At 64.9% G+C, this 12,637-nt stretch carries 15 protein-coding genes and 1 tRNA gene; 9 read left to right on the top strand and 7 right to left on the bottom strand.

Translation table 11 applies throughout. The features are described from left to right. The first annotated feature begins 104 nt into the window (after positions 1 to 104). Positions 105 to 194 (top strand) — tRNA-Ser (locus LB515_RS11195). Positions 195 to 211: 17 nt separating this feature from the next. Here LB515_RS11195 and LB515_RS11190 read toward each other — a convergent pair. Then, complete coding sequence (locus tag LB515_RS11190) at positions 212 to 442, bottom strand: KTSC domain-containing protein (RefSeq protein ID WP_224707746.1); 231 nt, start codon at positions 440 to 442, stop codon at positions 212 to 214. Positions 443 to 537: 95 nt separating this feature from the next. On the opposite strand from LB515_RS11190, the gene LB515_RS11185 reads away from it, so the two are divergent. From LB515_RS11185 to LB515_RS11175, 3 genes are all read left to right on the top strand, one after another. Continuing rightward, complete coding sequence (locus tag LB515_RS11185; protein WP_224603252.1) at positions 538 to 1,149, top strand: alpha-ketoglutarate-dependent dioxygenase AlkB; 612 nt, start codon at positions 538 to 540, stop codon at positions 1,147 to 1,149. An 83-nt stretch (positions 1,150 to 1,232) separates the two neighbouring features. After that, the gene (locus LB515_RS11180) at positions 1,233 to 1,628 is read left to right on the top strand and encodes a hypothetical protein (protein WP_095766251.1); all 396 of its coding nucleotides are present in this window, start codon (positions 1,233 to 1,235) and stop codon (positions 1,626 to 1,628) included. A 79-nt stretch (positions 1,629 to 1,707) separates the two neighbouring features. Then, positions 1,708 to 2,898: an NADH-quinone oxidoreductase subunit D gene (locus tag LB515_RS11175; protein WP_224707745.1), complete on the top strand. Its 1,191-nt coding sequence runs from the start codon at positions 1,708 to 1,710 to the stop codon at positions 2,896 to 2,898. A gap of 77 nt (positions 2,899 to 2,975) precedes the next feature. Here the strand turns inward: LB515_RS11175 and LB515_RS11170 are convergent, their stop codons facing one another. After that, positions 2,976 to 3,410: a hypothetical protein gene (locus tag LB515_RS11170; protein ID WP_095766690.1), complete on the bottom strand. Its 435-nt coding sequence runs from the start codon at positions 3,408 to 3,410 to the stop codon at positions 2,976 to 2,978. A gap of 301 nt (positions 3,411 to 3,711) precedes the next feature. Here LB515_RS11170 and LB515_RS11165 point away from each other — a divergent pair, with 301 nt between their 5' ends. Beyond that, the gene (locus LB515_RS11165) at positions 3,712 to 3,894 is read left to right on the top strand and encodes a hypothetical protein (RefSeq protein ID WP_095766249.1); all 183 of its coding nucleotides are present in this window, start codon (positions 3,712 to 3,714) and stop codon (positions 3,892 to 3,894) included. 41 nt (positions 3,895 to 3,935) lie between these two features. Here LB515_RS11165 and LB515_RS11160 read toward each other — a convergent pair whose 3' ends face one another. From LB515_RS11160 to LB515_RS11150, 3 genes are read right to left on the bottom strand one after another with little or no spacing between them, the layout of a single operon-like run. Continuing rightward, complete coding sequence (locus LB515_RS11160; protein ID WP_224707744.1) at positions 3,936 to 4,727, bottom strand: sugar isomerase domain-containing protein; 792 nt, start codon at positions 4,725 to 4,727, stop codon at positions 3,936 to 3,938. A gap of 22 nt (positions 4,728 to 4,749) precedes the next feature. Beyond that, the gene (locus LB515_RS11155) at positions 4,750 to 5,517 is read right to left on the bottom strand and encodes a GntR family transcriptional regulator (protein ID WP_224707743.1); all 768 of its coding nucleotides are present in this window, start codon (positions 5,515 to 5,517) and stop codon (positions 4,750 to 4,752) included. Then, on the bottom strand, positions 5,514 to 6,386 hold the full coding sequence (locus tag LB515_RS11150) for an ROK family protein (RefSeq protein ID WP_224707742.1): 873 nt from the start codon (positions 6,384 to 6,386) through the stop codon (positions 5,514 to 5,516). The genes LB515_RS11155 and LB515_RS11150 overlap by 4 nt, the downstream gene beginning before the upstream one ends. A 280-nt stretch (positions 6,387 to 6,666) precedes the next feature. On the opposite strand from LB515_RS11150, the gene LB515_RS11145 reads away from it, so the two are divergent. The 3 genes from LB515_RS11145 to LB515_RS11135 are packed head-to-tail and all read left to right on the top strand — an operon-like array spanning position 6,667 to position 9,745. Then, positions 6,667 to 7,959, top strand: a complete 1,293-nt coding sequence (locus tag LB515_RS11145) for an ABC transporter substrate-binding protein (RefSeq protein WP_224707741.1) — start codon at positions 6,667 to 6,669, stop codon at positions 7,957 to 7,959. A 38-nt stretch (positions 7,960 to 7,997) separates the two neighbouring features. Then, positions 7,998 to 8,888, top strand: a complete 891-nt coding sequence (locus tag LB515_RS11140) for a carbohydrate ABC transporter permease (RefSeq protein WP_224707740.1) — start codon at positions 7,998 to 8,000, stop codon at positions 8,886 to 8,888. Further along, on the top strand, positions 8,885 to 9,745 hold the full coding sequence (locus LB515_RS11135) for a carbohydrate ABC transporter permease (RefSeq protein WP_224543482.1): 861 nt from the start codon (positions 8,885 to 8,887) through the stop codon (positions 9,743 to 9,745). The genes LB515_RS11140 and LB515_RS11135 overlap by 4 nt, the downstream gene beginning before the upstream one ends. A 21-nt stretch (positions 9,746 to 9,766) precedes the next feature. Here LB515_RS11135 and LB515_RS11130 read toward each other — a convergent pair whose 3' ends face one another. Continuing rightward, the gene (locus tag LB515_RS11130) at positions 9,767 to 10,423 is read right to left on the bottom strand and encodes a class I SAM-dependent methyltransferase (RefSeq protein ID WP_224707898.1); all 657 of its coding nucleotides are present in this window, start codon (positions 10,421 to 10,423) and stop codon (positions 9,767 to 9,769) included. Between the two features lie 212 nt (positions 10,424 to 10,635). Between LB515_RS11130 and LB515_RS11125 the strand changes: the two genes are divergently transcribed. Beyond that, on the top strand, positions 10,636 to 11,262 hold the full coding sequence (locus tag LB515_RS11125; protein WP_224707739.1) for a TetR/AcrR family transcriptional regulator: 627 nt from the start codon (positions 10,636 to 10,638) through the stop codon (positions 11,260 to 11,262). 30 nt (positions 11,263 to 11,292) lie between these two features. Here the strand turns inward: LB515_RS11125 and LB515_RS11120 are convergent, their stop codons facing one another. Next, positions 11,293 to 12,477 carry a Gfo/Idh/MocA family protein gene (locus tag LB515_RS11120; RefSeq protein ID WP_224707738.1) on the bottom strand — a complete coding sequence of 395 codons (1,185 nt, stop codon included), beginning with the start codon at positions 12,475 to 12,477 and terminating at the stop codon, positions 11,293 to 11,295. Between the last annotated feature and the right edge of the window lie 160 nt (positions 12,478 to 12,637).

The following is a 12,637-nucleotide window of genomic DNA, read 5'->3' as shown; positions in this document are numbered from 1 at the left end:
GGTTGCCTGCCGGTTGAGGGCACACCAGATATCCGTTGAGGACTTCCCATGGGAGCATCTCCCCAACCCGCGCGGCAAAACCGGCCGACGCGAGATGCCAAGACGGAGAGGTGGCCGAGTGGTTGAAGGCGCACGCCTGGAAAGTGTGTTTACGGGAAACCGTAACGCGGGTTCGAATCCCGCTCTCTCCGCCATTTAACTTCATTGATTTCTATATTTTTTCGGAGCAGGCCGAGTCTTCATGCTCGACCAGGTGATATCTGAAACGGTCGCGAACGAATTCGTTGAAGAACTGCCCTTTTGAGAAGGCCGCCTTGAAAGCCGTGTAGACCTCGGGTCCTACGTCCTCATAGTCATAGCGCTTGCCGGTCGGGATGAACCATACCGAGAGGACCCGCCTCGACGGATCGTAGCGAATGTTCTGGATCGCGGTGGAAGGCATGTGCCGCCTCCTGCTTCCAACGCTTAATTCTTCGTGCGCCGCGAGGTTCCGCCGTGCCGGCTTGCACAAGGAGCCCGATTGCCTATCTGAGCCGCATGACATCATTGAAAAACCGAGCTGCCGGCGACGCTTTCCAGGGCGATCTGTTCGGTGGGCCTGCAAGCCAGCCGCCCATGCCCGTAGGCTTCTCCTACCAGCCGGACCTGATTGCCCGCGACGAAGAACACGAGCTGGTCCGTCATATCCGGGGCCTGCCCTTCAAGCCGTTCGATTTTCACGGCCATCTTGCCAACAGGCAGGTCGTCGGCTTCGGCTTGCGCTACGATTACGAACGCCGCCAGGTCGTCGAAGCGCCGCCCATACCGGACTTCCTGCTGCCGCTTCGCGCCAAGGTCGCCGCTTTTGCGTGCATCCCCGCAACAGAGTTCGCGCAAGTGCTGATCAACGAATATCGCCCGGGCGCGGGGATAGGCTGGCATCGGGACAAGCCGCATTTCGAGCTGGTCGCCGGCGTTTCCCTGCTGGCGTCCTGCAGCTTCCGGCTGCGCCGCAAGAACGGCGCGGCGTGGGACCGTGAAACGATCGAGGTCGAGCCCAGATCGCTCTACCTCATGGCAGGGCCGGCCAGGCACGAGTGGGAGCACAGCATTCCGCCAGTCGAACGCCATCGCTATTCGGTGACGTTGCGGACAATGCGGGCTCTTTAAGCAGCCGCGCCGGCGATTATCCGGGAACCATCGCCGGGCGCCTGGGTTGTGTCGTCAGGTTTTCCAGATGGAAAGGAAAGACGATGCGCATGTTGACGATGGTCCTGACGCTGTCGGCAATGGCATTGGCGCAACCCGCTTCCGCTCAACGCGCCGATCCGCAGCCGCCGCAAGCGACGCCCCCTGCCCAGGAACCCATCCCCGGCCAGCCGCAGCCCGGCCAGGACGATGCCGCCCAGAACGTCACTAACATCGTCGTGGTGGCGATGGAGGACCTGCCCTCGGAAGTGAAGGCGCAGGCCGAAGCCATAGTCACCAGGACGACCGCCAAGGAACTGGCCAAGCTGCAGAACTCGGTCGACGCCTCGCCCGAGGCGACGTCGGTTCTGCATGCGAACGGACTGAATTCCTCGCAGGTCGTCGCCGCTAACATCGACGGTGACGGCACGCTGACGCTGATCATCCAGACGACGGCCTGACCTTTGGGGACATGACCCAGCCGAACGGCGGCCGACGGGCCGCGGTTCGCCTTCGATCCTCACTCTTGCGGAGGCCGTCATGACCGAAGCCGCGGTCCGCAACTTCATGCTCAACTTCGGGCCGCAGCACCCGTCGGCGCATGGCGTGCTCAGGCTGGTGCTGGAACTGGACGGCGAGATCGTCGACCGCGCCGATCCGCATATCGGCCTGCTCCATCGCGGCACCGAGAAGCTCATCGAATACAAGAACTATCTGCAGGCCCTGCCTTATTTCGATCGGCTCGACTACGTCGCGCCGATGAACCAGGAGCATGCCTTCTGCCTTGCCGCTGAAAAGCTGCTCGAGCTGTCCGTTCCCCGGCGCGGCCAACTGATCCGCGTGCTGTTTTGCGAGATCGGGCGGCTCTTGTCGCATCTTCTCAACGTCACCACGCAGGCCATGGATATCGGCGCCCTGACGCCGCCGCTATGGGGTTTCGCCGAACGCGAGAAGCTGATGGTGTTTTATGAACGCGCCTCAGGCGCGCGTATGCACGCGAACTATTTCCGCGTCGGCGGCGTCCACCAGGACCTGCCGGAAAAGCTGCTCGACGACATCTGGGATTTCTGTGATCCGTTCCTGAAGGTCTGCGACAATCTCGAGGGCCTGCTCACCGACAATCGCATCTTCAAGCAGCGCAATGTCGATGTCGGCGTGATCTCGCTCGACGACGCCTGGGGCATGGGCTTCTCCGGCCCCATGGTGCGCGGCTCGGGCGCCGCCTGGGATCTGCGCAAGGCGCAGCCCTATGAATGCTATCCCGAAATGGATTTCGACATCCCCATCGGCAAGCACGGCGACTGTTACGATCGCTATCTGGTGCGCATGGAAGAGATGCGCCAGTCGGTGCGGATCATGCGGCAGTGCCTGGAAAAGCTGCGCTCATCCGGTGGCCGGGGCCCGGTCGCGGTGCCCAACCAGAAGATCACGCCGCCGCCGCGCGCCATCATGAAGCGCTCGATGGAAGCGACCATCCATCATTTCAAGCTTTATACCGAAGGCCACCGCGTGCCGCCCGGAGAGGTCTATGCCGCTGTCGAGGCGCCGAAAGGCGAGTTCGGCGTCTATCTGGTCTCGGACGGCAGCAACGTTCCCTACCGCTGCAAGATACGCGCGCCATCCTTCGCCCATCTCCAGGCGATGGATTTCCTGTCGCGCGGGCACATGGTGGCCGATGTCGCGGCGATCATCGGCTCGCTCGACATCGTGTTCGGCGAAATCGATCGCTGACGCGGAGGAGAGCCCGGCGCCTCTCCTTCGTCTGCGTCAGCCAGCGAGCCCGACGCGATCCCGCCGACGGAACCGCTCTAGCGCATGAACACCGCTCTCAGCCACGCAAGAATGCCGGCGCCCGGGGAGATCGCCGCGCGCACGCGCGAGGCCGCCCAGCGGGCCGGCATGTTGGCGCCGACATGGCAATGACAGACGACTTCATGCAGCTGCCAGTCGCTCATTTCGAAGAAGCGCTTGGCTTCGCCGTAAGTGTCGTCCCGCAGGCCTTGCGCGCGGAAGATCGGATCCTCGAAAGCGATGGTGATCGCCGAGCCGTCGATACGCATTCTTTGGCGCACATCGGCAGAGGCGTATTCGGTGCCCGCCAGCGCCGTGAGGCGGCGGCCGGGATTTTGTTCAAGAAGCTGCGCCCAGCGCTCAAGGCGCTGACCGCGATTGGCGATGAGAGCCGGTGCTTCGGTGTGAACGTCGGCAACGGCGTTGATCTGATCAAGGGTTTGGTGCTTCACGGCCGTCTCCTGTGTCGGCAGATGGCCCCCGTCCACAACGGGATTTAAGGCGCCGACCGACGCCGGCAAGAGCCGAAACAGGCAGGTGAAATCATTTGATCATTGTCTGCCGCCGTCGCGCGCCGCGATCGTGTTGGAACCATCCGCGGGCGTGGCCGTTCTGCCAGCTTGCGCCGCCGATCGCTCCAGACGAAGCGTCCGAATGCAGCGGTCACCTCCATCAGTTCAGGTCGGGCAGGACATCCCGGTTTTTGGGATTCGCAGCAGGCCTTGCCAAGGCATCGAACGGAAGGAAAACGCGATGGCCATTCTCCCCAATCCGGACCCATCTCCCACGCCCGTGCCCACGCCGCCGCCCATCCCGGAACCGAAACCGGTGCGCGAGCCGGAGCCGGACCGGCTGCCCGACGAGGAGCCGATCCCCAATCCCGATGAGAATGACGCGCCGCCCAGGCATTCCGCAACCAGGCGGCGCCGGATCTGAGCGGCTCGCGGGAGGCGCCTGATGCGCCTCCCGCAGCCTGATCATTCCCCGCGCATCGTCGCCTGGAAGGTCGGCAGGTGCTTCTTCTGCGCCTCGATCATGCGTTCGCGGTAGACGCCGTAGATGACGTCGGTGTCGTGCAGCGTCACGCCCGCAATGGTCGGCGAGGCGAAGACCGGCAGCTCGATGCCGCGCTTCGACAATTGCTCGGCCGTGCGGGCGAGCAGCTCATGCGCCATGATCATCGCCAGCACCGTCGACGAGCCCGACACCGGGCGGCTCCAGCCTTCGATCGGCACCACCGCGTCCTCGATCGGCGAGCAGGTGTCGATGACGAGGTCGGCGGCGTCCGCCAGCCGCTTGCCGGAGGAATGCGTGGCCGGCTTGTCGAGATTGTTCTTGCTGGTGACCGCGACGACGAAGATGCCGCGCTTCTTGGCATAGAGCGCGGTGTCGATGCCGGAGGAATTGCGGCCGCTATGGCCGAAGATGATGATGGAATCGCCCGTGTTCAGCGGCTGATGGTCGAGGAACTTCTCGGCATATTTCTCGGTCCGCTCCAGCCACAAAAGCTCGCGCACGCCACCTGCGCCGAGCACGTTGTGCCACATCACACGCGGGTCGGTCAGCGGATTGAAGCCGACGAAGCTGCCATAGCGCGGAAACATCTCCTGCGCCGGCAGCACCGAATGGCCCGAGCCGTAGAGATGGACCAGCCCGCCATTTTGCAGCGTGTCGGCGAAGCGGCTCGCCGCCTGGCCGAAGGCTTCTTCATTGGCCTTCGATGCCTGTTCGATGAGGGCGGCGAGACGGGGGATGTAGAGATCGGACACTTCGGTACTCCTGTTGATCGTGTCAGCTTCTGGTGTTTGGGGGACGGCCGGCGCGCAGCGTCGAGCGTATCTCGTAGCGGTCGCCGCGCATGACCGAGACGGTGAATTCGAACGGGCCGCGCTCGTCGATGGTGATGCGCTCGACGACGAAGGCGGGACTGCCCGCGGGCAGGTCGAGCAGCTCGGCGTCGGCGCCGCTGACCGCGCCGACGCGGTAGTTCTCGCGCGCCTCGACCGGCACGATGCCGTACTGACGCTCCAGCGCCTCGTAGAGCGAGCCCTTGAGCAGGCCGGCATCGAGAAAGCCCGGCACGCGCGCGGCCGCCAGTTGCGCCGTCTGGATGCCGATCGGCTCGTTGTTGCCCAGCCTCAATCGCCGGATCCGCACGACAAAATCGCCCTCCTCGATCTCCAGCGCGCCGGCCGCCGCCGCATTCGCCGTCGTCAGGCTGCAGTCGAGCAGGCGCGAGCCGGCGACCACGCCGATATTGCCCATCTCCTGGGTGAAGGAGGTGAGCTCGCGCGTGCCGGCGACCAGCGTCGCCGAGCGCACGAAGGTGCCCCTCCCATGCTCGCGCCTGAGCAGTCCGCTTTCCTCAAGATTGCGCAGCGCGTGGCGAAGCGTGATGCGGCTGACGCCGAACAGCGCGCAGAGCCGGTCCTCGGCCGGGATCTGGTCGCCGGTTGCCCACTCGCCGCTCTTGACGATGGCGCGGATCGCCTCCTCGACCTGGTACCAGAGCGGCTCCGGTCGCCTGCGGTCCGGCTGCTGAAAGCTTGCTTCGCTCATCGGATCTGCCTCCACCCGCTTCCCGCCTGTCCGGCAAGCGCAGCACCGACCAGGCCGGCGCGGGAGCCGAACAATCCAGGTTTAAGTTCGATGCCGCGCAGATGCGGCGGCAATTGACGCCGTAGCGCCGCAAGCAAAGGCGGCGCGATCACATCCAGCGCATCGACCAGGCCGCCCGAGACCAGGATGACGCCTGGATCGAGCAACCCGACCGCGCCGGCCAGCGCCGTGCCGAGTTGGCGCGCCGGCACCTCGAGCAGGGTCTGCGCGGCAAGCTGGCCCGCTTTGGCGGCGGCGATCAGCTGGCGGCTGTCGGCCAGTCCGATCTGTGCGGCAAGGGCGTCCAGCGCACGGCCGGAGGCGACACGTTCCAGCCAGCCGCTGCGATCCTCGCCGTGGTCCCGGACGTCGGCGCTGGCCCAGCCGAAGGAACAGGCGCCGCCATGCGCGCCGGCGACGATGCCGCCATTGGCCAGCACCGCCGAACCGATGCCGGTGCCGATCGCAAGCAGGATCGCATCGGAAACACCCTTGGCCGCGCCGTGCGCCGCTTCCGCGAGCAGCGCGATCTGCGCGTCATTGCCGACCGCCACGCGAAGGTCGGGAAACAGCGCCGCGACGTCGACGCCGTCGAGCCAGGGCAGATTCGGTATCCAGCGGCATGCGGAGCCCTCGACAAGTCCCGGCACGGCAAGCCCGAGCGCTTCGGCCTCGCCTGCGGCCGCAAGCGTGCGAACGTGCGTCACGAACGCGTCAAGGCTCGCCGGAGCCGGCTCACGGACCTGGGGCACGAGGGCGCCGATATCGCCCGTATGGACCGCGGCGCGCAGATTGGTGCCGCCGAGATCGATGGCGAGAACCCGTGTCATGTATGGCGGCTCCGGTCAGCATTTTTTCAGATGTCATTATAACGACATGATGCCGCTCGCAAGAGCCGCAAAGACGTCGACGGCTGCTTATTGATCGGTGATCGGCCAGGAAAACGCATCTTATCCTGCTGATCTATTTACATAATCTGAATGGATCGACGCCATCTAGTTTTTCATCTGCAAACGTGCTCCGAACCTTCGCGCGCAAGGGGGCTTGCGCCTTTGCTCAAAGTTGTCATAACGTCACCCACTCTGGTCACGGCTTATGTGGAGGACGCCGATGTCGCTTGCCTGGATCTCGAAGCTTGGATTCGCCGCGGGGCTTATTGCGCTGCCCGCGACCGGCTGGGCGCAATCGGTCAACATCTCCTACCTGACGCATTGGTCGCCGGAGACGGTGGCGCTGCTCGAAGCGGCGGCCAAGGATTTTTCCAAGGAGCACCCGGATGTCGCCGTCACCGTGCGTGCGGTTCCCTTCGGCGACCTCTTGACCACGCTGCGCTCGCAGGGCGGGTCCTCCGACGGTCCGACGATCGGCGGTATCTACGATCTGTGGCTGCCGGAACTGGCAAAGGACAAGCTCGTCGCCCCCGCTCCCGACGAGGTGGCAGCCGAGGTGAAGAGCGCCTGGCCGGCGGGCGTCGTCAGCGCCGCCTCGGTCGGCGGGACGCTCTACGGCATTCCGAACGAGATCGACGTCTATGCGCTGAACTACAACAAGGAACTGTTCAAGGAAGCGGGCATCGCCGCTCCGCCCAAGACCTGGGTCGAACTCAAGGACACCGCCGCGAAGCTGACCGACAAGGCCAAGGGCCAGCAGGGCTTCGGCATGATCAACTCATGGGCGGCGGGCGTGGTCCATCCTTTCGCCTCGCTGCTCGTCTCCAACGGTGGCAACCTGGTCAAGGACGGCAAGCCGGCGCTGGACAGTCCCCAGGCCGGCGAAACCTTCGCGCTCTATGAAGACTTGATAAAGTCCGGCGCAAGCAATCCGGCGATGGCAACGGCGGACGCCAACACCACGGGCCCGTTCCTCGACAATTTCGTCTCCGGCAAGACCGGCATGATCATCATGGCCAACTGGTGGGAAAGCGCGCTGAAGACCGGCATGGGCGACAAGTTCGCAAACATCGCCACAGCGCCTATCCCTGTCGGCCCGAGCGGCGACAAGCCGCATTCGATCTCCTATTCCTGGATGACCGTCGTCAACGCCAAGGCCGGCGAGGCCGAGCAGAAGGCGGCCTGGGAGTTCCTCGCCTGGCTGAACAGCCCGAAGTCGGGCAAGAACGGCGCCTCGGCCATGTCCGACATATTGATGTCGATGGGCATCCTGCCGTCACGCACCTCCGACATCGAGGCGCATAAGGACAAGCTCGGCTCCGAATTCCTGTCCGGCTACGTCTCGGTTCTTGCCGATGCGCGCCCCTTCCCTGTCGTGCTCGGCGGCCAGGAATTCTCGGAATCCCTGCAGCAGACGCTCGAGGCGTTGCAGTATGGCCAGGTCTCGGCCAAGGATGCGCAGGCGAATGCGCAGGCCGACGCCACGTCGATCCTGGAGCGCGCGGCGAAATAAGCTCGGGTCTTTGACCCGAAGCCATCGGAAGCAGGTGAATGGCCAAAGCTTTTCGTGCCTCGGCGGGCATCATGCTTGCGCCCGCCGTGACATTGATCGGCGTGTTCGTGCTGCTGCCGATGCTGCTGACCGTGTGGCTGTCCTTCCAGGACTGGTCGACGCAGACGCCCTTTTCCGAGGCGAGCTTCGTCGGGCTTGGCAATTTCCGCGAGATCTTCGGCCCCACCTCGGTCGGCCGCGATTTCAAGACGGCCCTGCTCAACACCACGATCTACACCGCGCTGTCCGTCGTTCTCATCCTGCCGCTGTCGGTCGTCTTCGGACTGCTGGTCTACCAGCGCGACGTCGCCGGCGGCACGGCGCTGCGCACGGTGCTGTTTTCGACCTACATGGTGCCGATGATCGCGGTCGCGCTGGTCTGGTCGAAGCTTTATTCGCCGAGCGAGGGACCGCTCAACCAGCTGCTCGGCCTGGCCGGCATCGGTCCGCAGCCCTGGCTCTCCTCGCCGCACTCGGCGCTGGTCTCCATCGTCTTCCTCAATGTCTGGCAGCAGGTCGGCTATTTCACGGTGCTCGCCATCGCCGGACTGACGCAGATCCCGGGCAGCCTCTATGAGGCGGCGACGCTCGACGGCGCCAACGGACGCGAGCAGTTCCGATTCATAACCCTGCCCTTGCTTCGCCGCACGCTTCTGTTCAGCGCGGTCATTGCCATCATCAATGCGGTGCAGGTATTCGAGCCGGTGGCGCTGATCACGCAAGGCGGACCGGTCGGCTCGACCAACGTGCTCACCTACCAAATCCGCCGCGTCGGCATCGAACGCGCCCAGGGCGGGCTGGGCTCGGCCATGGCGGTGATGCTGATGCTGTCGCTGATCGTCTGCGTCTCGGCGCTGTTTGCCTTTACCAATCGCAAGGACAGCGAATGAGCGCTCCAACCCGATCGCTCACCCGCAAGCGCCCTTCGGGCCGCAAGGCGCTGCTCGCGACCGCAATGCTTCTGGTCGCCGTCGCCTCCGCCTTCCCGCTGGCCTGGATGGTTCTCTCCAGCCTGAAGACGCCGGCCGAGACCATGCAGGTGCCGCCGGTCTGGATCCCGCATACGCCGACCCTGGAGGCCTATGGCAAGGTCGCCGGCGTGATCAATGTCGGACGCTCGATGTGGAATTCCTTGGTCATCGCCACGATCACCACCGCCGGCATCCTGGTGACCAGCATGATGGCCGGCTACGCCTTCGCCAAATATTCTTTCCCCGGCCGCTCGCTGCTCTTCTCGCTGCTGATCGCCACCATGTTCCTGCCGCCGATCGTGACGCTGATCCCGCTCTACCGCATGGTCGGCTCGATCGGGCTGAGCGCTAGCCTTGCCGGCATCATCGTGCCCAACCTCGCCAACGCCTTCGGCATCTTCCTGATGCGCCAGTTCATCGCCGGCGTGCCGGACGAGTTGATCGACGCCGCCCGCATGGACGGCGCTTCCGAGCTGCTCATCCTGTTCAAGATCGTGGCGCCGAGCGTGGCGCCGGCCATCGCGGCGCTGGCTCTGTTCGCCTTCGTCTACCACTGGAACAGCTATCTGTGGCCGCTGACCGTGCTGCAGGGCAATGCCGACGCCTATCCGATCGTCATCAGCCTGAGCCGGCTGCTCAGCTACAACCGCGGCGCCGTCAACACCGGCCTGGTGATGGCCGGCGCAACGCTCGCCGTGCTGCCGCCGCTCATCCTCTTCGTCTTCCTGCAGCGCTTCTTCGTCGATTCGATCGTTGGCTCGGCAATCAAGGGGTAGCCATCAGCACGGCCGCAGTGTTCATGATTTGATGCCCCGCAGGTAATGCAGGCCCAACCAGTTGAGCGGGCCGCCTTCTATGCGCTCGAACCCGGCTGCCGCCAGCGGTTCGCGAAGGCGGTGCAGGTCGAATTGGCCATGCAGGCCGTGCTTTGCCGACAGGTGTCTACGCTCGCCCGCCGGTCCGGCGTAATCGATCACCAGCAGCCGCCCGCCGGGGGGCAGAACGCGCGCGGCCTCGCGCAGACAAAAACCGCGCCTTGCCTCCGGCACCATGTGCAGCACGGTCGTGAAGGTGACGACATCGAAGCGACCTTCCTCGAACGGCAGCTCGGCCGCATCGGCGTGGTGAAACGCGATGTCGAGGCCCGCCCGGCTCGCCTTGCGGCGCGCGGCGGCAAGCATCTTTTCGGAGACGTCGACCCCGACCACCGATCCACCGGGCTGCACGCGGCGCCAGGCCGAAATCGCCTGGCTGCCGGTGCCGCATCCGACGTCCAGCAAGTGGAAACCCGGTGCCAGGCCGGCCAGATCGAGCATGGCCTCGCGATAGGCCTTGTCGCGCCCACGGGTTAATATGAACACCAGCAGATCGTAGAGGCGCGGAAAGCTGATACCCCTGTTGGCCTCAGGGCCGATTGCGGCCCCCGTGTGTGCTTCGCTTCGCATATGGAGCATGTTCGTCACGTCCTTTCTTCAGCAGCGCAAGGTCCGGCCGATACCGGCACAGCGACCGCGGCTGGCGTAGTTTCGAAACAGCTCGTAGGATAATGGACAGCTTGTTCGGGATTTTCGACGGAAGAAGCGGGTGGACCGTTCGCTACCGGACAATCCGAGCCCGCTGTCCCGGAAAAATCGCCCAATCCGGGCGACAGCAAAGGAGCGAACCCATGCCTCAGGAAATCGACCGGAGGGCGGCCCGCACCCGCAAAGCCCTCCACGAGGCGCTGCTGGCGCTGATGTTGCGCAAGGGCTACGAGACCCTTTCGGTGCAGGACATCATCGACGAAGCCGATGTCGGCCGATCGACATTCTATGCGCATTATACCGGCAAGGAGGACTTGCTGCGCAGCGGCTTCCAGATGCTTCGGGAGGAGCTCAAGGAGGCGCAGTCGGCGACGCGCGCTGGAGCCGAAGCATTGCACGACGATCCGCTAGGTTTCAGCACGGCCATGTTCGAGCATGCGGCCCGATATGCCGACCATTACCGCACGATGATCGGCGGGCGGGGCGGCGCCGTGACGGAGAGCGAAATCCGCCTGATCCTGTCGGAAATGGTGCGGCAGGAATTGCCCCCTACCCTCCACGGCGATGCCATCCCGCGCGACTTCGTCGTGCAATTCATCGTCGGCGCTTTTCTTACAGCGTTGAACTGGTGGTTCGAGCGAAAGCCGAAATTGTCTCCGTCCCAGGTCGACGCCATGTTCCGGCGCCTGGCGCTCGAAGGGCTTTCACACCTGATCGGCGGCGAGCACCGGCAGGTCGGTCGCCCGGCCGCAAGCCGCGACACCGATTGATCGGTCTCAAGGACGCAAGAGACGCAGCGTTCATCCAAACCTCGCCGCCGTCCAAGCCCCTCCCGCCGCGTTCGACTCCACCGCGGCGGCGACAAACTTCACGCCGCGCGCGCCGTCGACCACGTCGGGTACCTGCGCCGCGCGCCCGGCGTCTACGGCACCGCCCGAGCGATGCGCGCGGATGATCTCGGCGGCATCACGATAGAAATTGGCGAAGGCCTCGATATAGCCTTCCGGATGCGCAGCCGGCATGCGCGAGACGCGCCGGGCTTCCGCCGTCGAGCCATGGCCGCCGCGCACCAGCGTGCGGGTTTCCTCGCCATAGGGCGAGAAGCGCAGTTCCTCCGGCCGCGATCCAAACCATTCGAGCCCGGCCTTCTCGCCATAGATGCGCACCGAAAGGTCATTGTAGTGGCCGGGCGAGGTCTGGCTGGCGAGGATCGTGCCGCGCGCCCCGCCCGCCCAGCGCAGCAGCACATGCGCGTTGTCGTCGAGCCGCCGTCCCGGCACGGCGGTGAAGAGGTCAGCCGAAACCGCCTCGGCCTCGAAGCCGGAGACGAAGCTTGCCAAGTTGAAGGCATGTACGCCGATATCGGCGAGCACCGCCGACTGTCCGGCGCGCGCCGGATCGGTGCGCCATTCCGCCTGCTTCTGGCCCTCGGCGTCGATCGGCCTGGTCAGCCAGTCCTGGATATAGGCGCCATGCACCGAAACGATGCGGCCGAGCTCGCCCGCCGCCACCATTTCGCGCGCCTGGCGCACCATGGCGTAGCCGGTGTTGTTGAGCGTGACGACGAAGCGGCGCTGCTTCGCTTTTGTCAGCGCCACCAGCGCCTCGGCCTCGGCAAGCGTCGTCGACAGCGGCTTATCGCAGATCACGTCGGTGCCGGTTTCGAGGAAGGCGGTCGCGATCGGCGCGTGCAGATGGTTGGGCGTGACGATGACGACCGCCTCGATGCCGTCGGCTCGCGCCGCTTCGGCCTTCGCCATGGCGTGGTAGTCGGCATAGCTGCGCTCAGGCGAAATGCCGATTTCCGCGGCGGAGGCTGCGGCATTTTCCGGATCCGAGGACAGCGCACCGGCAACCAGCGCGATCTGGTCGTCGAGCCGCATCGCCAGCCGGTGCACGGCGCCGATGAAGGCGTTGCGGCCGCCTCCCACCATGCCGACCCGCAGGCGTTGACGCGAGGTTCCGTCGGCAGTTGCATAGACCATGTTTCGATTCCTCGCGGATAACTGTCGTTGGCAGCGCGCGACTATACGGGGCTTCCCACCAGTTTCGAACAGTTTTTCCAGATTTTGTTTTGTAAAACGATCGTGCCGCACTAGGCTTGTGGGAAAGACGGAGGGTCTGGGTGATGAAGCGTCGGATGGC

The sequence above is a fragment of the Mesorhizobium sp. CA15 genome, assembly GCF_020165215.1.
In the GTDB taxonomy this organism is placed as follows: Bacteria; Pseudomonadota; Alphaproteobacteria; order Rhizobiales; family Rhizobiaceae; genus Mesorhizobium.
The sequence above is the reverse complement of the archived record's forward strand: the minus strand, read 5'-3'. Positions and strand labels throughout refer to the sequence as shown.